22 protein-coding genes and 2 pseudogenes are annotated in these 16,143 nt (G+C 59.0%); 10 read left to right on the top strand and 14 right to left on the bottom strand.

Annotation, left to right across the window (positions count from 1 at the left end; translation table 11 throughout):
* Positions 1-22: 22 nt before the first annotated feature.
* The 3 genes from AM571_RS27410 to AM571_RS27420 are packed head-to-tail and all read right to left on the bottom strand — an operon-like array spanning position 23 to position 2,102.
* Positions 23-799 (bottom strand): SDR family oxidoreductase, encoded by a 777-nt coding sequence (locus AM571_RS27410; protein WP_074064163.1) that lies wholly within the window; start codon positions 797-799, stop codon positions 23-25.
* A gap of 25 nt (positions 800-824) precedes the next feature.
* Positions 825-1,688, bottom strand: a complete 864-nt coding sequence (locus AM571_RS27415) for a MurR/RpiR family transcriptional regulator (RefSeq protein WP_074064164.1) — start codon at positions 1,686-1,688, stop codon at positions 825-827.
* 24 nt (positions 1,689-1,712) lie between these two features.
* Positions 1,713-2,102 (bottom strand): RidA family protein, encoded by a 390-nt coding sequence (locus tag AM571_RS27420; RefSeq protein ID WP_074064165.1) that lies wholly within the window; start codon positions 2,100-2,102, stop codon positions 1,713-1,715.
* A gap of 109 nt (positions 2,103-2,211) precedes the next feature.
* Here AM571_RS27420 and AM571_RS27425 point away from each other — a divergent pair, with 109 nt between their 5' ends.
* The 3 genes and pseudogenes from AM571_RS27425 to AM571_RS37815 all read left to right on the top strand — a co-directional run.
* The gene (locus tag AM571_RS27425; protein ID WP_074064166.1) at positions 2,212-2,697 is read left to right on the top strand and encodes a hypothetical protein; all 486 of its coding nucleotides are present in this window, start codon (positions 2,212-2,214) and stop codon (positions 2,695-2,697) included.
* A 30-nt stretch (positions 2,698-2,727) separates the two neighbouring features.
* Positions 2,728-4,203 carry a M81 family metallopeptidase gene (locus AM571_RS27430; protein ID WP_074064167.1) on the top strand — a complete coding sequence of 492 codons (1,476 nt, stop codon included), beginning with the start codon at positions 2,728-2,730 and terminating at the stop codon, positions 4,201-4,203.
* Positions 4,204-4,517, top strand: a pseudogene (locus AM571_RS37815) (D-TA family PLP-dependent enzyme); the annotation flags it as partial.
* Between the two features lie 93 nt (positions 4,518-4,610).
* On the opposite strand, the pseudogene AM571_RS27440 reads toward AM571_RS37815, so the two are convergent.
* Positions 4,611-4,799 (bottom strand): annotated as a pseudogene (locus tag AM571_RS27440) (zinc-dependent alcohol dehydrogenase); the annotation flags it as partial.
* Between the two features lie 280 nt (positions 4,800-5,079).
* Here AM571_RS27440 and AM571_RS27445 point away from each other — a divergent pair.
* Complete coding sequence (locus tag AM571_RS27445; RefSeq protein WP_074064169.1) at positions 5,080-5,388, top strand: hypothetical protein; 309 nt, start codon at positions 5,080-5,082, stop codon at positions 5,386-5,388.
* 41 nt (positions 5,389-5,429) lie between these two features.
* Here AM571_RS27445 and AM571_RS27450 read toward each other — a convergent pair whose 3' ends face one another.
* A complete protein-coding gene (locus AM571_RS27450; RefSeq protein ID WP_074064170.1) occupies positions 5,430-5,918 on the bottom strand; it encodes a MarR family winged helix-turn-helix transcriptional regulator in 489 nt (162 codons plus the stop codon).
* 88 nt (positions 5,919-6,006) lie between these two features.
* Between AM571_RS27450 and AM571_RS27455 the strand changes: the two genes are divergently transcribed.
* Together AM571_RS27455 and AM571_RS27460 are read left to right on the top strand one after the other, a co-directional pair.
* Entirely contained in the window at positions 6,007-6,303 is a 297-nt protein-coding gene (locus AM571_RS27455; RefSeq protein WP_196776383.1) for a DUF3861 family protein, read from the top strand.
* A 1-nt stretch (position 6,304) separates the two neighbouring features.
* Positions 6,305-6,838, top strand: a complete 534-nt coding sequence (locus tag AM571_RS27460) for an antibiotic biosynthesis monooxygenase (RefSeq protein WP_074064172.1) — start codon at positions 6,305-6,307, stop codon at positions 6,836-6,838.
* Positions 6,839-6,941: 103 nt separating this feature from the next.
* On the opposite strand, the gene AM571_RS27465 is transcribed toward AM571_RS27460, so the two are convergent.
* Positions 6,942-7,733, bottom strand: coding sequence for a DUF1236 domain-containing protein (locus tag AM571_RS27465; RefSeq protein WP_074064173.1), 792 nt, complete (start codon positions 7,731-7,733; stop codon positions 6,942-6,944).
* A 119-nt stretch (positions 7,734-7,852) separates the two neighbouring features.
* Complete coding sequence (locus AM571_RS27470) at positions 7,853-8,245, bottom strand: DUF1236 domain-containing protein (RefSeq protein ID WP_074064174.1); 393 nt, start codon at positions 8,243-8,245, stop codon at positions 7,853-7,855.
* A gap of 192 nt (positions 8,246-8,437) precedes the next feature.
* On the opposite strand from AM571_RS27470, the gene AM571_RS27475 reads away from it, so the two are divergent.
* Complete coding sequence (locus tag AM571_RS27475; RefSeq protein ID WP_074064175.1) at positions 8,438-8,659, top strand: hypothetical protein; 222 nt, start codon at positions 8,438-8,440, stop codon at positions 8,657-8,659.
* Between the two features lie 118 nt (positions 8,660-8,777).
* On the opposite strand, the gene AM571_RS27480 is transcribed toward AM571_RS27475, so the two are convergent.
* From AM571_RS27480 to AM571_RS27505, 6 genes are all read right to left on the bottom strand, one after another.
* Entirely contained in the window at positions 8,778-9,221 is a 444-nt protein-coding gene (locus AM571_RS27480) for a PPC domain-containing DNA-binding protein (RefSeq protein WP_074064176.1), read from the bottom strand.
* A gap of 232 nt (positions 9,222-9,453) precedes the next feature.
* A complete protein-coding gene (locus tag AM571_RS27485) occupies positions 9,454-10,188 on the bottom strand; it encodes a hypothetical protein (RefSeq protein ID WP_074064177.1) in 735 nt (244 codons plus the stop codon).
* Positions 10,189-10,268: 80 nt separating this feature from the next.
* Positions 10,269-10,766: a GXWXG domain-containing protein gene (locus AM571_RS27490; RefSeq protein ID WP_335727743.1), complete on the bottom strand. Its 498-nt coding sequence runs from the start codon at positions 10,764-10,766 to the stop codon at positions 10,269-10,271.
* A 445-nt stretch (positions 10,767-11,211) separates the two neighbouring features.
* Positions 11,212-11,472, bottom strand: a complete 261-nt coding sequence (locus tag AM571_RS27495) for a hypothetical protein (RefSeq protein WP_074064179.1) — start codon at positions 11,470-11,472, stop codon at positions 11,212-11,214.
* 331 nt (positions 11,473-11,803) lie between these two features.
* Positions 11,804-12,091, bottom strand: a complete 288-nt coding sequence (locus tag AM571_RS27500) for a hypothetical protein (protein WP_074064180.1) — start codon at positions 12,089-12,091, stop codon at positions 11,804-11,806.
* 245 nt (positions 12,092-12,336) lie between these two features.
* The gene (locus AM571_RS27505; protein WP_074064181.1) at positions 12,337-12,543 is read right to left on the bottom strand and encodes a hypothetical protein; all 207 of its coding nucleotides are present in this window, start codon (positions 12,541-12,543) and stop codon (positions 12,337-12,339) included.
* 312 nt (positions 12,544-12,855) lie between these two features.
* On the opposite strand from AM571_RS27505, the gene AM571_RS27510 reads away from it, so the two are divergent.
* The 3 genes from AM571_RS27510 to AM571_RS27520 are packed head-to-tail and all read left to right on the top strand — an operon-like array spanning position 12,856 to position 15,393.
* Complete coding sequence (locus AM571_RS27510) at positions 12,856-13,392, top strand: Spy/CpxP family protein refolding chaperone (RefSeq protein ID WP_074064182.1); 537 nt, start codon at positions 12,856-12,858, stop codon at positions 13,390-13,392.
* Between the two features lie 37 nt (positions 13,393-13,429).
* Entirely contained in the window at positions 13,430-14,128 is a 699-nt protein-coding gene (locus tag AM571_RS27515; protein WP_074064183.1) for a response regulator, read from the top strand.
* Between the two features lie 2 nt (positions 14,129-14,130).
* A complete protein-coding gene (locus tag AM571_RS27520; protein ID WP_074064184.1) occupies positions 14,131-15,393 on the top strand; it encodes a sensor histidine kinase in 1,263 nt (420 codons plus the stop codon).
* A gap of 50 nt (positions 15,394-15,443) precedes the next feature.
* On the opposite strand, the gene AM571_RS27525 is transcribed toward AM571_RS27520, so the two are convergent.
* Entirely contained in the window at positions 15,444-16,127 is a 684-nt protein-coding gene (locus AM571_RS27525; protein ID WP_074065606.1) for a GntR family transcriptional regulator, read from the bottom strand.
* Positions 16,128-16,143: the final 16 nt, after the last annotated feature.

The following is a 16,143-nucleotide window of genomic DNA, read 5'->3' on the forward strand; positions in this document are numbered from 1 at the left end:
TCCTCTCTTTTGATTATGGATTTCAGTAATGGTCGGATTGCGAGAACGTGCGGGCGAGCTCGGCCTGGCCCGCCGTCAAGCCGCAATCCACGGGCAGGCAAACCCCGCTGATGGCTGCCGCCTGCGGTCCGGCCAAAAAGGCAACGGCATTGGCAACATCCTTGGGTTCGACGACCCGCTCGAGCGGATACCATCGCCGTGCCTCCTCGAAGACGTTGGGATTGGCGGCCGCGCGCTCTTCCCAGGCCCGGGTCCTGACCGTGCCGGGGGCGACAGCATTGGAGCGGATGCCGAACTTGCCATATTCGACGGCCACCAACCGGGTGAAGTGGAGAAGCCCCGCCTTCGCCACGCTATAGGCTGGATGACCGAAAACGTTGATGCCGTTGACGGAGGCGATGTTGATGACCGAGCCTTTGGAGACCTTCAGCATGTCCTCGACAGCGCGAAAGCATAAGAATGCAGCTTCGAGGTTGAGGGCATTATCCATGCGCCAGATGGCAGGCGTGGTATCACGAAGGCTGACAGCGCGTGCCGCGCCGGCATTGTTGACGAGCGTCTGCAACTGTCCGAGTTCGGCGCAATGCGTTGCAAGACGAAAAACGCTCTCCTCGCTGGTGACGTCGCACCCGGCCGCAATAAAACGGCTTTGCGGACCAAGCGTGGCGGCAACGGCCGCAGCCGCATCAAGGTCGATGTCGGCAAGCAGGACGATGTCATGGTCGTCGGCGAGCCTGGCGGCGATCGCAGCGCCGATGTCTCCAGCAGCTCCCGTCACGATAGCGACCGATTGCGTCATGCTTCATCCTTCCCTTTGCACGTCCTCAGTCTCCGAGGAGCTGACGGTCGTCGCCATCGCGGTGGGCGACCAATTGTTGCTTGATGCGCCTTAGCGTTGCCGCCGCCTTTGGCTGGATGGCATAGGCGACAAGGCTCGCGATGATGTCGACGGTTGCGATATAGGCGATGCGCGTCGAGGTGGGGCGGAATATATTGTTTCCTTCGGGCAGATCGACCGGCACGACGATCTCGGCCGCCGTTGCCACCGGGCTTGCGGTCTGCGTCAGTGCAATTGTCGTGACTTTGGCTTCGCGCGCCAGCCCGAAAGCGCGAACAAGTTCGGCATTGCGCCCCGAAAAGGACGAGCCGATCACCACGTCGCCCGCGCGCGCTGCCGCCGCCATCATCAGCTGCATGCTGTGGTCCGAGCTTGCCGTGATGCGCAGGCCCAGGCGGAAGAGGCGGTTTTGGAACTCGTCGGCGATCATTGAGGAATTGCCACCTGAACCAAAGGCATAAATCATATCCGCCTTGGCGATCCGGTCGGCGGCGCGTCCGATTGAGGCGATGTCAAGCGAGCGGTGCAGGAGGAACAGCGCGTTCTGGGCCTTGGTGATGATGTCCTGCGCCACGTCGGCGGGATCGCTGCTTTTGGACTCGGGCTTCAGATAGCGGACGCCAATATGGGCCGTGCGGGCGAGTTGTACCTTGAAGTCAGAGAAACTTTCGCAGCCGAGCCGGCGGCAGAAGCGCGTAACGGTCGGCGGCGAAACCTCGGCTTTTTCCGCCAGCTCGATGATGGAGGCGTTCACGGCAAATTCGAAATCGTTGACGATGATTTCGGCAATGCGGTTCTCCGATGGAGAGAGGCGACCCTTGTCTTCCTGCAATGTGGAAAAGATATCCAACCGATCCTCCCGGTGATGTCGCCGCTACTGGTCTTTCTTTTTATAGGCGACGCAGTCGATCTCCACCTTGCAATCCACCATCATTGAAGATTGCACGCAGGCGCGTGCCGGGGGATGCTCGCCGAAATACTCCTGATAGACCTTGTTGAAGGTCCAAAAATCGCGGGGGTCGTCGAGCCAGACGCCGACGCGCACGACATCCTCGACGCCGTAGCCGGCCTCTTCGAGGATCGCTAGCACATTGGCAATTGTCTTATGCGTCTGAGCGATGATGTTGCCCTCGACGATCTCGCCGTTTTGCATTGCAACCTGACCGGAAACATAGAGCCAGCCATCGGCTTCGACGGCGCGCGCAAACGGCAGGGACTTGCCGCCGGCGCCGGTTTGAACAGTGCCATAGCGCTTCATGTGCATTCCGGATCCTTGCAAATTATTTTCTTGATAAGTTGACAAGTGACCATAGAAAGCGGAATTTGGCCAGAGAAAAACGCGATTTATGAAAAGAATTTAAATAAGGGCGAGCATGCGCGATCCTTTCAAGAATCCCTTCCCGTCGTCCGACGCAGCCCGGCACTCCATCTGGGAAATGCTCGTTTCGCGCGACATCGAGGCGTTCTTGGCTGGCGATTGGTCGATGGTTGAAAACGACTTCGTGGAAGATGGTTTCATCGGGATCGATGGTCGCAAGCAGTTGAGCCCGGACAAATGGCGGCTTGCCTTTCCGAGCCTTGCCGCCTATCGCGACGAGTGGCTGCGGCAGGCCAGGGCGTTTGCCAAGGAAAGTCTTGCGGAAGACGCCCGCACTGCAATTTTCGCTACGACGACGCTCGAGGATATCGAAATCGAAGGCGGTATGGCGCTGGTGCGCAAGAAGTTCGATGGCGGCATTGCCAAGACCGACGGCAGCCGCGATGTCATGCAGTGGCAGACGCTCTATTACTGCCGGCTTCACGAGGGGCGCTGGAAGATCTCGGGGTTCACCGGCTATCTGCCGAATCCGATGGGTTGAGGCGGTGTCGAAAACGTAAAGGCCAATCTCTTGCGCATTTTCACAGCAGCTCTGGCGACCGAGACCAACACCTTCTCACCAATTTGTGTCGACCGGCGGGCTTTCGAGGCTTCGCTTTACGCACCACCGGGACAGCACCCAGAAACGCCGACGCTTTGCACTGCCCCGATCACCGTCGGCAGGCGTGTGGCCGCGGCAAAGGGCTGGGACCTGATTGAAGGGACGGCAACCTGGGCGGATCCGGCCGGGCTCGTCAACCGTTCCACCTATGAAGATTTGCGCGACGAGATACTTGCTCAGCTGCGTGCCGCGATGCCGGTTGACGCGGTCGTCCTCGGGCTGCACGGAGCCATGGTGGCGGCCGGATACGAAGATACCGAAGGCGACATTCTTGCGCGCATCCGCGAGATCGTGGGACCTGATATTCTCGTCTGCGCCGAGCTCGACCCGCACAGCCATCTGACCGCAAAGCGCGTGGCGGCCCTCGACTTTGCCGTCTACTTCAAGGAATTCCCGCACACGGATTTCGTCGAGCGCGCCGAAGATCTGTGGCGCATCGCCGTCGATACGCTTGAAGGCAGGGTAAAACCTGTCGTTTCCGTCTTCGATTGCCGAATGATCGACGTCTTCCCCACGTCGCGCCAACCGATGCGCTCCTTCGTCGACAAGATCATCGAGATCGAAAGGGACGACCCTGATGTCCTGTCGATTTCCGTTGTCCACGGCTTCATGGTCGGTGACGTTCCCGAAATGGGAACGAAGATGCTGGTGGTGACGGATGACAAGCCGGAAAAGGGAGCAGCGCTTGCCCGCGACCTGGGCCTTGAACTGTTTGGCAAGCGCGGAACTTTCATGGCACCTCAGATAAACGAGAAGGAAGCGGTCGCGCGCGCTCTGGCTGCCACCGCCTGGCCGGTTGTCATCGCCGATATCTGGGACAATCCGGGCGGCGGTACCGCAGGTGATGCAACCGTCATTCTCGAAGAATTGCTGAGCCATGGGGCAACGGATACGGCGATCGGCACGATCTGGGACCCGATGGCTGTGCAGATCTGTTTTGCGGCAGGGGAGGGCGCTGAGATTCCGCTTCGATTCGGTGCGAAATCGGCGCCCGGCACCGGAAATCCGATCGATGGAACAGTGACGGTCGTCAAGCTCGTGAGAGATGCCGAAATGCAGTTCGGCGAGAGCCTCGCACCCTTCGGCGATGCTGCTCATGTGGTTCTCAACGGCCTCGACATCATCTTGAACTCAACGCGTGCCCAGAGCTTTGATGCCAGCCTTTTTACAGTCATGGGCATTGATCCGACCAAGAAGAAGATCCTGGTCATCAAATCTACGAACCACTTCTTCGCGTCGTTTTCGAAGATTGCCACCGAAATCCTCTATTGTTCCGCGGGGACGCCATATCCTAACAATCCGGCCAAGACGCCCTATCGCCGGGCACCGAGAAACATCTGGCCGATGGTGGCCCACCCTCATGGAAATGAACGTGGATCCGCATAGATGCGGGAAAACCGGTTTGCCGCTGTCGCCGAGGTGGACGACGGGATTTCTGATCTTTCGACGCCGCGGCCGATCGCCGATGAAGACCGAATGACGGTAAACATCAGCCGGGTGCAATCCTACATGGATGCACACGACCTGCCTTTGCGTGTGCATTCAAGACGCACAAAGTCCCCAACGCCTGCCGCAGCTCAGGTCGCCGCCCGGGCCATAGGCATCAATTGCCAGAAGGCCTTTCAGCGCATTTCGCCGAACGCAAGCCGCTTGGGGTCCTGGTCGAATGCGATACCGGCGGCGGACGCTGCGCGGTGCGATGGCGCGCCTCGTCGTCCTTTAATTGCGGATGAACGGCGCACCTCTAGGCCTGCCGCTTCAGTGTAGGACCCCGCCGGTGGTCTATCAGGTGATCAGGCCGTCAGATCGATGACGATACGGCCGTTGATCTTGCCCTGTTCCGTGCGATGGAAAATGGCGTTGATGTTTTCGAGCTTGTCCCAAGCGAAATGGGCCGAAACCTTGCCGTCGCCTGCAAAGGCCAATGCCTCCTCCAGGTCCTGCCGTGTGCCGACGATGGAACCGCGTACCGTGATGCGCTTGCACGCCATTATCCGCGTTCCTTGAGACCATTCTTTAGCGTGCGCCAGAAGATCGGTGAGACCTCCATAGGACGGGCATGACGTCGCAATGAAAACGCCTACAGATGCTACGCGACTGCGACTTGAAGTGCGTCTGCGGGTAAATGACGTGGGTATCGGGGACTTAGGTCTCAAGTGAAGGGAGCGATCAGACCAAGGTCCGACGTCCTGTCGCCAAGGAGCTGCTACAGTGCGTTTACAGGCAAGGCGCGCTGCCGCCACTGTTACGTCGGGGAGGCTCATGTCCCACGATATCATCACCGAAATTCGCGATGCGCGGAAAGAACTGTTGAGCCTGTCAATCAAAGATCGCGAGCGTCTGGTTCGCCGGATTGTGGACGAATTGCATGCGGTGCGAAGCAGCAACTTTTCCAACAGCCCGCTTTCCAACAGCACGGGCCTCGGCGACCTCGTCGCACGCACCTACGACACGATCCCGGAGATAGCGCGGATGGATGACAAGAATTTTGGAATGGTCCTCGACCAGTTCGCTGAACTGCTCGAGACGATTACGAGCATCGTTCGCCTGCCGACGGCTGTGCTGCACTAAGGCGAAGTGTGTTAGGGCAGCCGATGACGGGAACGTGGTTTTCACAAGGGGCGCGCGCTTCGAGAGTGGCTCGACCCGACGACGCCCGTCGTCTCGTCATCGCTCTCGGCACTGCTTTTGAGAGCAGACCGCATCTTCAGCAACATCACTAGCAGTTGCTCGCGCTCTCCAAGAGTGAGCGGGCCCAGCATGGTGGCGGAGAGTGCAGTCCGTCTCGCGCTTATCTGTCGAAACAGGTCATCTCCGGCATTGGTCAACGTCAGCAATGACAACCGGCGATCCCGCGTTGAGCGTTCGCGTCTGACAAGTCCCAGCGTTTCCAGCTCGGCGACAATCCTCGTTATTTGGGCCTTGTCGCGCCCGGAAAGCTGCGCCAACGCGAGCGTTCCGATACCGCTGTTGCGGCCGACAATGGCCACGACCTCGCTCTGAAACGGCGTCGGCTCTTCGCCGTCGATGGCCGCCGCGCGCAGTTGCATCCGGAATTGCCTGGAAATTTCGCTCAGCAGGTTGGTGATTTCTTCGCTCATAAGCAGGGAATGTCGGAAAAGGTTGACAATGTCAATCGTTCGTAAGTAGGTGACTTTATCAACCTATTTCGCGAACGGAGACTCGGCCTTGCCGCACACATACCATCTGACGCTCAAGCATCTTTCCGGCCAGCGAGAAAATCCCGTCGGAGAAACAGTGTACGAATGCAAATTCAACACCCACGACGACCTGACGAAGATCACAAAGAAGGAAAGGCGCAACGAGGTTCCCGAAGCCGAAGTCTTTGAATTCTGCGCCGGTCTCAAGCTCCTCACCGAGGTCACCATGAAGCATTGCGGCAATCCGAAATTCGCAGAATGTTTTCCCCATCTCGATACCTTCATCCTTGGCATTAAGGTGTCAGTCGGTACGGAGTGTGCGTGACATGGAACAGGTGACACGCATCATGCACCGTCGGGCCGATCCCGGCCGGGAGAAAGACTATGAGGAACTCGCAAGGGGCATGCTCGAGGCCTGCTCGCGCGCCAAGGGTTATCTGTTCTCCACGCTCATCCCTCCACGTGTCGAGGGCGAGGAGTTCCATGTCGTTCAGACCTTCGCGTCGCAGGCTGATCTTGATACCTGGCGGCAGTCCCGGGCTGCCCATGAATGGCACGAACGCATCAACGAGGTCTGCGCACACACTCCAGAATACCGGACATTCAACACGGCCGATCTTTGGTTCTCGACGACGGGACTGACGGTTAACAACCAGCCGCCGCGCTGGCGCATGGCGATCGTGATCTGGATGGGCATCTTTCCCATCGCATCCTTCTACATATGGTTCCTGTTCCCCGTTCTGGAACCGGTGCCGTTCATCCCGCGCATGGTGATCTTTACAGCCTTGATCGTAATCACGATGTTTTTCGGCGCGTTGCCGTATCTACTTCGCTGGATGGGATGGTTCTTGCACAAGTAGAGCGGGCTAAATCGATCGCCTTTTCCCGTAACAGCGAACGAGCGTCAACAAGGTCTTCTCTCGTCCCCCGGCGGGCTTTGCCGCCGGGGGACGTCGGTGCCGTTCAGGCGATGATGTAGACGATCTTGAACGTCGATGGTTCGACGATGACGATCCTGCCATCTGCCAGTATGAAGAAGCGGTAGCCTTCGTATTGCGGGACGATCTTGACGATCCGCGGCGGCAGCGGCTCAAGTCGGATCGTCTTTGGTATGGCTGTGCCAACCTCAACAGTGAAGTCGACCTCGCGAACCGGCTCGACATTGACTTCCTTCACGACCTGCTGGATTTCGGTTTTCTGTTCGACAGAGATATTGACATCGGTCTCAGTGGCCGTGGAAGTGGATTGGCCGGACGTTTCCGTCGACGGGCTTGCCCCCGTCGTGCCAGTCTCGCCCGATCCGGTGGCGTCGGACGGCTTGTCGGATGGGGCTTTTCCATCAGGCGAAGTTGTTTCGCCGGAGCTCTGAGTCGAGCTCTTTCCGCTTTCGCTTTCGGTTGCAGGCGCCTGCTGAGAAGTGGATTCCCCGGCAGGTTTCGTTGTGTCTTGCTGTTGAGTGGCAGGCTTATCAGTGCTTTGTGAAGCCGAGCCGGACGTTCCCGTTCCTCCGCTATCGGGTTGCTCGGTTGTGGCGTTGCCCGATCCTCCGGACGGAGCTTCTTGACCCGAGCCAGTGCTTGGCGATTCTGTGTCTGACGGCTGCTGCGATGTTCCGGATTGCGGCTGCTCGCCTTGCGCCGCGCCTTTCTTGGGCAATATCGGGGTGGCATCCTGCGCGGATGTTGAAAGCAGACCAATTGGCGAAGCGCCAAGCGCGAGCGAGGCGAGCAGGGCAGGTAGGATTTTGCGGTTCATAGCTTTAACTCCCAGCCGAGGCCGCGCTGCGCCTCAGGGCAGCGCAGCACGGCGTCCTTGTGGTGTCTAGTTGGTTTCGAGTCTGCAGGTTGGATGCGCATGCGGGTCCAACCTTGTCGTCAGTTAACGATCTGTATGACCTTCCGCGAGGAGGGCTCCACAATCACACGCTGGTCGTTGACCACCGTATAGGCGTATTTAGGATCATCGGGCACCGGCGTGATTGCGACGGCCTCAGGCAGAGGTTGCCCGACGACGACCTTCTCCTTGATGACGACGGTGTCTGCCGGAGGAGGCGCTTCACGCACATAGGTCACAACCTTCGGCGGCGGATCGAGCAGCGTCCCGACGACCGCACCTGCTGCGCCACCGACTGCGGCGCCGGCCGGACCGCCGACGATTGCGCCTGTGGCTGCACCGCCAACCGCGCCGTTAACCGTCGAAGACCCTGCAAGGGCAGCACCCGACATGAGGGCGATCGCGGTGGTAGAGATGAAGATTTTGCTAAACATTTTCTTCTCCATTTCCATGGCTGTCTTGGCAGCCTCACAGGGGAGCAAACGACCGCACCCAGCAGCAGTTCCCTCCCTCAGACCATTGGCCCGAAGCACTCAAGACTTTGGTCCGATTGGGTTTATTCAGGGCAGCTGGCTGGTCTCCAGGGATTTAGCGACGAACCCCTTTTGTGGAAGGACAGGCAAGTAATGCTTTCAGGCAACGATGATCATGATGGCGAGGGCATCGAGACGTTTGAGCGAAAGCTTTCGGGTGAGTTGCGGCAGGCGTTGTCCAGATACCTCCGGGCCACCGTCGTCGTTTCCACGCCGTTGCTCTACAAGGCCATGCAATTGATCGGAACAGTCTTTATTGATGTCAGACTGGCTTGGCAGCAGCCAGCCGTTGTGGGCGCAATTCGATCCTGGTAAGCCAGAGCCCTGCGTGCCGCCAGGTGCCGCCTTTCAGCACAAGAGATGCATGATCGCCGAACATCGACCGAGCGAGCGCCGATCTACTCGTCGATGACCACCTGTTCCAGACCATCGTCTACAGGTCTATAAGGGCGATTCCGAGGTCTTCGCGCTTTCTGCGGCGGAAGCCGGCTGCGCCTTCGCGTATGATGATCTCCAGTGTAGGATGAACCGCGCCCTTGATAAGATGGCCGCCTCGGGTGGCTCCGTCTGGCAGGCCGAGGACGACATGCATATGCAGGCTGGCCTTGCCGTCGTCGCCGGTAGCAATGTCGCCAATGGCACTTAGGACCTCGGTCTGTTCCTCAACCGGGATTTCCTTATAATTCTTCGTCGCGAACTCGAAGAAGCCAAGCGTGGCGCTACTGAAGGCTCCGATAGCGGTTAGCGACGCGCCGCCGATCTTTTGCTCTTCGGCAAAGCGCGTTATTGCTTCGAAGGCCTCTTCGCCATCCTCGAGGACGAGCACAAAGTTGCGCTCGCGCCATGGATCACTTTCGGCAAGTTCCTTGCTCTTCATTTGCATTCTCCTCGGACGAATGAGATTTCCGTCGATGTCGTCGGCGTCATCGACGAGCGGATGCAGCTGCCAAAATCGGCAAGGAGTCGCGACGCCTTTAGCCGTTGCCGCCCATGCCGATATTCCCGCAGTGAGCGTCAAGCGGCCAGCTCAAAAAATGTGGGGGAGACGGCACAAACGTCCGGCTCCCTGTGTAGCATCGATCTGCGCCGACAGCGTCAAGAGCCCGAATTTATCGGCTGCGCGGGAAGGTCTGCTCCTGACGCAGCCCGCCCAGGTCCTGGCTCTGACGAAGTTCGCGCTCGGCAGGATCCTGCCCCTCGGCAACCGTTTGCTGATGACCGGTCGGCAGGATGTCGCTGTCCAGATGTTCGTCCACGGGAACTTCCTCATCGAGCTTATAGGCGCGTACGCGCGAAGGCGTCGATCCGCCGCCTCTCATGTACCGACCTGCGCTCGTGCGAGACCTTGCGGCGGCGTCGGGTTCGAACACATCGTCGCGAGAGCCGAAGGCCGCCTGGTCGCGGTCGGCATCTCCCAGCTCGTTCCGATTCGGCTGCATGACGTCCCAGCCCTCGCTGCGCCAAAGGTCGGCGCGCTCGTCCATGTCGATTGCTCCTTCATCGTCGAGTATGTCGTGGGCCGTCTCGTATGTGGCCTCGTCCACCGAAGCGGACACCAGGAAGCCACCGCGGCGAAGTCCTTCGGCATAAACGGCACGGTCCTCGTCCGGAAGAAGCCAGCCTTCAAGTCGATACCAGAACCGTCCGCGATCGTAGCCTTCGACTGTGGCCTTTTCGGCATCGGCTTCGTAGCCCGGCATCAGCCGGACGTCGGTGACGCCTGCTTCTTTCAGGCGCTCGACGGCATCCTCCGCTTCGCTTTGAGAGTCAAAGAACGCTGTCAGGACGCTTTTTGCTAGCTCGCCCGAGACCGGGGGGGCGCTATCGTTATAAAGATTGCTCATATGATCCTCCGATTTGCTGCTCGTCCTGCCAACGATCGGAGCCCGAAAAATGTTCCGGGCGGCGCAGCCCAAGCCATTCCCTACGTGCCTATTTCCTTCACTCTTCGAAGCCTGAAGAAATACCGACGTGGGTCCTCGCGCACGCACATCATCCCTACCAGGTCGCCATGGCCTGCAAGCCGGAAGTGGTCCACGATGGGCTGCTTGTCGTAGATCATTGCCGCGCTCTCGACCTGTTCGAGTGTTCGGAGCGTTATCGAAGCCGTTGTATCTTTTGCACGCAACGACTCCTGAAGATGCAGAAACAGGATCCTTGCAAGAGCCGTTCGTCCCAATGGTGCCGCCTTGATGGCGAGCCCGATGGGGATATAGCTGGGATCGATCGCCACAAGCCTTCCAGACCGCCGTTGGAAGAGCAAAGCATCCGCCCGCATATCGGCATAAAAACGCTTTCCGAACCAGTGCAAATTTTCGAGGACGCCATCCAGGGGATGACCCGAGGGGATGCCAACGCCTTTCCAAAGCCCGATCATGTGCCTTGGTTGGACAGGCTCCAGTGACTGCAACCAGGAAGCCATCTCCTTTTGCTGGTCGCCTCGCATGGAATCTCGTTCTCGTCATCTCGATCAAATTAGAACAAAGTTCGGAATTTCAACATTCATGGATATCACGCGTCATGGCGGATCGCCAAGAAAACGGCGCAACCAGGGGGCGTCATTCGTTCGCCTGATTGCGCAGCAGCTCTTCAATTTGTCCGGTGACCTTTCCGGGTTAGCTGATCGCGATCATCGGCGGTCGGTTAAGCCTACCGCCCGGGAGCTATGAATAGGCGACATTCGAATGCCTCGCGACGTTTCGCCAAAAGAATGCGCATCATCAATCGAAGGAACGACGCCATGCAGTGGTTCTGATGCATTAGGCAATGGCGAAAATTCGCCGACATCATCACCCTGATGCTGCAGATTTTCTGGCCGGGGCGCAATTTTCGAACGCCCATCTCGCCAAGCCGGATGGTCTCCTCTTTCAGTGCTTCGTTCTGTGCATGCCATCAGTTGCCGACCCTCTTTCATCGACACACTTCCAAGAACCGTCTTTATTCTTCTTCCATTTACTTCCTTCTTCGAGAGCGGCCATAAGTTTCACTACCAGTTCTGGATCGTCACCTTCTGGGACCATGCCAACCCTCATTTCGAATTTCGGTTTCTCCGTAATATCAACCCAGAACTTGTGCCCCTCGAACTCAAGGACAGTTTGGCCCGCTGGCAGTTTCGTTATCAGAGACACGAGTGTTTCCTCCCTTTCATTTAAGGCGTCGCTAATACTGCCATAAATTCGCCAGTTGGAGGAGTCTGACCTTCTTGTACAAGAAGCCCCGAACTGCCGGAATGGGGAATTCGTCCGCGCTTGTCGCATGAGCTGATCCGACTAAATCTTCGGATCTCCATCATCTATCCGAGAACGGTCTGCCAAGCATTTGCGCGAGGCGCTATTCCTTTGCCGCGGCATCCAAGCGGGATTTGCGTGTACCAACGAGCAATATCAGAAGGACTTGCCACCTGGTCCGACTTCGCAAATGCGCTCACATGGACTCATCAGAGAGTGCGACCAATGTTGATCAGGTCAACAAAGCATGCAGTGCGATGGCGGCAACGAAGGTGACAACGACGAGCCAGGCGATCTGTGTGGCTTGGCGATTGGCTTTTTGGAACACGCGGAAGCGGGCCCCTCGCTTCGGGCGAGGGCGATGTTGCCGAACGGGAGCGGCGCTGGTGCGAACGCTCTTCTTCTTTCCTGACGTCTTGGCCTCCCTTGAAACAATCACGGCAAATGCTCCTAATGCCGCAGAAGACGTGTAGGTTCCGAAGACGACGATCTCGGCCGCCGATCTTGCAGGATCATCCATGAAGCCAAACGCTTCCTTGATTGAACAGATCGCCGTGGCAAACTCTCCCGCTTCGCCTGGAAAGCAGCATGGAAGACGCCTGTTGAGTCAGATCAAGGGCTGAAGGCTGACGGGACCTGCCGACTAAAGGCAGCATCTGCGGGCTGGAAACTAAAAAATACGCCGCAGGCAGCTCAGGCTTTTATGCCGTGGCGAAACCCCGGATTGATGTGCCCATCTGGCGCTTACCAGACGGGCATTATCGATTAACGCGTTGCAAGCAATTCCCGAAGTTGATGGGGTTTATCGACGCCAAACTCAAACCACATCACCAACTCCCTTGCCGCCTCTTGGGCCTCCAAGTTCAAAATGTCGTAGTGGCGACTGTCGCACCATTCCTTGAGCAAACCGTCCAGCATGTCTAGATCGTTTGAAGTCAGAACGCGTTTCTTCAAGGCCACTTTGTGTGACATTCTATTTCCTCCCAAAAATACTACTTTTACCTGCTGTTGACCCCAGCGAGTATGACTGTAGTCTAATGTTTCTTTCTCGAAAATACACTTCGGCATACTTTAACGTTTTGACGCTGTAACTGTCTGTTTGGGCCCAGAAATTTTTACTGGGCGCCATGACGGCCGACTGAGAAGCATTGATGCATCCCAGCCTTTTCGAGACCGAGCGGCCCCGGCTTTACATTGCTTTACATTTATCGAGAAAACTCGAAACACTGCCCTGTTAGCGTTCCTTCACTGCAGCAGGTGCTGCGGAGTGAAGGGAGACTAACGATGGAAAATGAGGACAAGAACCTGGCGGACCTGACTTTCAGCGAGCCAGCCTCGAAAGGATGGGGGCGGCGCGCCGCGATTGGCGGCCTGGTAGCCGTCGCTGTCGTGGGCGCGGCCGGTTTTGCAGCCGCGCGGAGCGATGTTTTCGGCTTCGGCATGGGCGGCCACATGATGCAAGCACATATGGGAGGCGGCGGCTTTATGGAACACCGACTAGGCTCCGTGCTTGACGAACTCGATGCGACATCCGAGCAGGAAGACAAGCTTTGGGAGATCATCGACAAGGCTCGCGATGAGATCGGGCCGGTTTTCCGGGACTTCCGCGAGACGCGTGCGCAGGTTATCGAACTCCTTGGGGCTCCGACTATAGACCGGGCCGCGGCCGAGAAGCTGCGCAGCGAGCGTATTGCGGCCATCGACGAGGCCTCGCGCAAGATGACGACTGCTCTGCTCGACGCCGCTGCAGTTTTGACGCCGGAACAACGCGTTAAGCTCGTCGAGCATTTGAAAGAGCGCAGGGGCCACGGCCGGTGGTAAGGCTAAGTGGGCCGAGCGATTGAACGGAGGGCAGATAATGGCGGAACGGGTCTTGATTGTTGACGACGATACGCGCCTCTCCGCCATGCTCGCCGACTATCTCTCCGGCAACGGTTACACCGTCCACGCCGCGGCGACGGCCGCGGCGGGCCTCACCGACCTTGGCCGCCGGATGCCGGACGTCGTGATCCTCGATGTCATGCTGCCGGACCTTGACGGCTTCGAGACGTGCCGGCGCATGCGCGCGGTTTCGGACGTGCCGATCTTGATGCTCACGGCCAAGGGTGAAGAGACAGATCGTATCGTCGGGCTGGAGCTTGGAGCCGACGACTACCTGCCCAAGCCTTTCAATCCGCGCGAATTGCTGGCGCGTCTGAAGGCGATCCTGCGCCGCCGAAACGGGAGCGCAGCGGTTTCACGCGTCCTGCGCTTCGGACGGCTGGAGATCGATCCGGGATCCCGCTCGGTCAGGATCGACGGCGACGAATGTGTCCTGACCAGCTACCAGTTCGACCTGCTTGTGGCGTTGGCCGAAAATGCCGGGCGCACGCTGTCGCGCGAACGGTTGATGGACACGGTCAAGGGAGAGGAGTTGGAGGCGTTCGACCGCTCGATCGACGTCCATATATCGCGCATCAGGGCGGCGATCGAAATCGATCCCAAGCATCCAAGACGCATCATAACCGTGCGCGGCGCCGGCTATGTCTTCGCCCGTTTCCAGGACGAAGAGAGATAGCGATGCGCAGCCGGCTGTTCCTAAAAATCTATCTGACGCTGCTCGCGAGCCTTGCAGCGGTCGCGCTTGCCAGTGCGGCCTTCGTGTGGCTGGGACAGGGAGAGGAGGAGTCCAGCTGGCAGAGCCAACGCGCGCGGTTCGTCGCCGCACTTATTCCGCCCGAGATGGACCTGCAGTCGACCGAGGCGATGTTGGAGAAGTTCTCACGCGCATTCGACGCCGACATAGCACTTTACGATCCGCGCGGCAGGCTGATCGCGAATGCCGGCCAGGCATTTCCGCGCGACGTTCTCGAGGGGCGCTGGCGCCACGGCAGAGGCAGCTTTCACACAATGATGACCGAATTGCCCGACGGTCGCACGGTGGCGGCGCGCATGGCGCGGCCTTTGCGACCGCCCGGACGCAATCCGCTAGCCTATCTGGTGTTGATCGCTGGCGTCATTGGGCTCGCCGCCTACCCGGTGGTACGCCACCTGACCAGCCGATTGGAGCGGTTGCGCAGGGGCGTGGATGCCTGGGGGAGGGGCGACTTCGTGGCGCGTGTACCCGCAGACGGCAGCGATGAGGTCGCGGCGGTCGCGAAGAGCTTCAACAAGGCGGCTGATCATGTCGAGCGGCTAATCAAGTCAAACCGCGCTCTGCTTGCCAATGCCAGTCACGAATTGCGCTCGCCGCTTGCCCGGCTTCGCATGGCGCTCGATCTCTATGAGCAGGCGCCGGACGAGAACCGCAAGGATGAGATCGTGCGCAACCTCGCCGAACTGGACACGCTCGTCGAGGAGATCCTGCTGGCGAGCAGGCTCGACCATATCGAAAGGCTAGATGCGCTTGAGGTGATCGACCTCTTGGCTCTGGTCTCGGAAGAAGGCGCGCGCCACGGCATCGAGGTCTTTGGCACGCCCGCGACTGTCATAGGTGATGCGCGCCTGCTCGGCAGACTCGTGCGTAATCTTATGCAGAACGCGTTGCGCCACGGCGTTTCTCCTGTAACGGCCAGTGTTGAGCTGTTAGACGGTACGGTGGAACTGAGGATCCGCGACCAGGGCCCGGGCATACCCGACGGCGAGAGCGCCCGTGTTTTCGAACCATTTTACCGCCCCCCGGGGCGAAGCGAGGCCACGGGCGGCTGGGGCCTGGGGTTGGCGCTGGTGCGCCAGATCGCCGAGCGCCATGGCGGTGCAGTCCGCTATGTTTCCCCCTCGGATGGCGGCGCCTGCTTCGTCGTCACACTTCCAGCGCATCGGGCCGCCCAAAAGGTCAGCTGACTGCCGCGTGGGCGCCACAGCAGCAGACTTTGAGCGCCGGCATAACGGCCTCACACACCGTCCTTGACGCGCTCCCACGCATTTTTCAGATGCCGCCCAAGCGCCTCTGACAATGCCGGCTTGTTGCGCTGTTCCAGGGCGAGGATCATCTCTTCGTGCTCGGCAACTGCGGCAGCCCATTTCTCAGGGCCTTCGTGGCCGACGAAACGGATGCGCTTCAGCCTCGTTTGCAACGTCGTATGCATGTTCGAGAGCGTTGCATTATGCGCCATCTGGACGATTGACGTATGGATTGCCTGGTTGAGCTTGTAGTAGTTCAGCCGGTCGCCCGACCTGTATTTGTCCAGCATTTCATCATGAAGGGCGCGAACATGTGCGATCTCCTCGGCGGAGCCGACCTCGCATGCGAGCCGCCCGGCTAGCTCCTCCATTGATTGCAACACTGTCAGCATGTCTTCGACATCCTTGGGGCTGAATCGCTTCACGACTGCTCCGCGACTGGGGACGAGTTCGACAAGGCCTTCGCTCGCCAGATACTTTATCGCCTCACGCAACGGCGTTCTTGAAACGCCAAGCTGCTCACCGAGCTGGCCTTCATGGATGCGGCTTCCCGGTGCGAGATTACCCTCGATGATCATGTCGCGCAGGTGGTTCACAAGCGTGTCGTGCAAGGCTGTCCGTTGCAGCGGCGCAACGCTGCTGACATCACCCGCATCCACCTTGACTGAGTTCATCCGAGCCACCTTGATT

The organism is Rhizobium etli 8C-3, assembly GCF_001908375.1.
In the GTDB taxonomy this organism is placed as follows: Bacteria; Pseudomonadota; Alphaproteobacteria; order Rhizobiales; family Rhizobiaceae; genus Rhizobium; species Rhizobium etli_B.

What these genes read in the sequence shown, in the direction of transcription:
- AM571_RS27410 (WP_074064163.1), bottom strand. Translation starts at nt 799, where the DNA reads ATGACGCAATCGGTCGCTATCGTGACGGGAGCTGCTGGAGACATCGGC.
- AM571_RS27420 (WP_074064165.1), bottom strand. Translation starts at nt 2,102, where the DNA reads ATGCACATGAAGCGCTATGGCACTGTTCAAACCGGCGCCGGCGGCAAG.
- AM571_RS27425 (WP_074064166.1), top strand. Translation starts at nt 2,212, where the DNA reads ATGCGCGATCCTTTCAAGAATCCCTTCCCGTCGTCCGACGCAGCCCGG.
- AM571_RS27445 (WP_074064169.1), top strand. Translation starts at nt 5,080, where the DNA reads ATGTCCCACGATATCATCACCGAAATTCGCGATGCGCGGAAAGAACTG.
- AM571_RS27450 (WP_074064170.1), bottom strand. Translation starts at nt 5,918, where the DNA reads ATGAGCGAAGAAATCACCAACCTGCTGAGCGAAATTTCCAGGCAATTC.
- AM571_RS27460 (WP_074064172.1), top strand. Translation starts at nt 6,305, where the DNA reads ATGGAACAGGTGACACGCATCATGCACCGTCGGGCCGATCCCGGCCGG.
- AM571_RS27465 (WP_074064173.1), bottom strand. Translation starts at nt 7,733, where the DNA reads ATGAACCGCAAAATCCTACCTGCCCTGCTCGCCTCGCTCGCGCTTGGC.
- AM571_RS27470 (WP_074064174.1), bottom strand. Translation starts at nt 8,245, where the DNA reads ATGTTTAGCAAAATCTTCATCTCTACCACCGCGATCGCCCTCATGTCG.
- AM571_RS27475 (WP_074064175.1), top strand. Translation starts at nt 8,438, where the DNA reads ATGCTTTCAGGCAACGATGATCATGATGGCGAGGGCATCGAGACGTTT.
- AM571_RS27480 (WP_074064176.1), bottom strand. Translation starts at nt 9,221, where the DNA reads ATGAAGAGCAAGGAACTTGCCGAAAGTGATCCATGGCGCGAGCGCAAC.
- AM571_RS27485 (WP_074064177.1), bottom strand. Translation starts at nt 10,188, where the DNA reads ATGAGCAATCTTTATAACGATAGCGCCCCCCCGGTCTCGGGCGAGCTA.
- AM571_RS27490 (WP_335727743.1), bottom strand. Translation starts at nt 10,766, where the DNA reads ATGGCTTCCTGGTTGCAGTCACTGGAGCCTGTCCAACCAAGGCACATG.
- AM571_RS27500 (WP_074064180.1), bottom strand. Translation starts at nt 12,091, where the DNA reads ATGGATGATCCTGCAAGATCGGCGGCCGAGATCGTCGTCTTCGGAACC.
- AM571_RS27505 (WP_074064181.1), bottom strand. Translation starts at nt 12,543, where the DNA reads ATGTCACACAAAGTGGCCTTGAAGAAACGCGTTCTGACTTCAAACGAT.
- AM571_RS27510 (WP_074064182.1), top strand. Translation starts at nt 12,856, where the DNA reads ATGGAAAATGAGGACAAGAACCTGGCGGACCTGACTTTCAGCGAGCCA.
- AM571_RS27515 (WP_074064183.1), top strand. Translation starts at nt 13,430, where the DNA reads ATGGCGGAACGGGTCTTGATTGTTGACGACGATACGCGCCTCTCCGCC.
- AM571_RS27520 (WP_074064184.1), top strand. Translation starts at nt 14,131, where the DNA reads ATGCGCAGCCGGCTGTTCCTAAAAATCTATCTGACGCTGCTCGCGAGC.
- AM571_RS27525 (WP_074065606.1), bottom strand. Translation starts at nt 16,127, where the DNA reads ATGAACTCAGTCAAGGTGGATGCGGGTGATGTCAGCAGCGTTGCGCCG.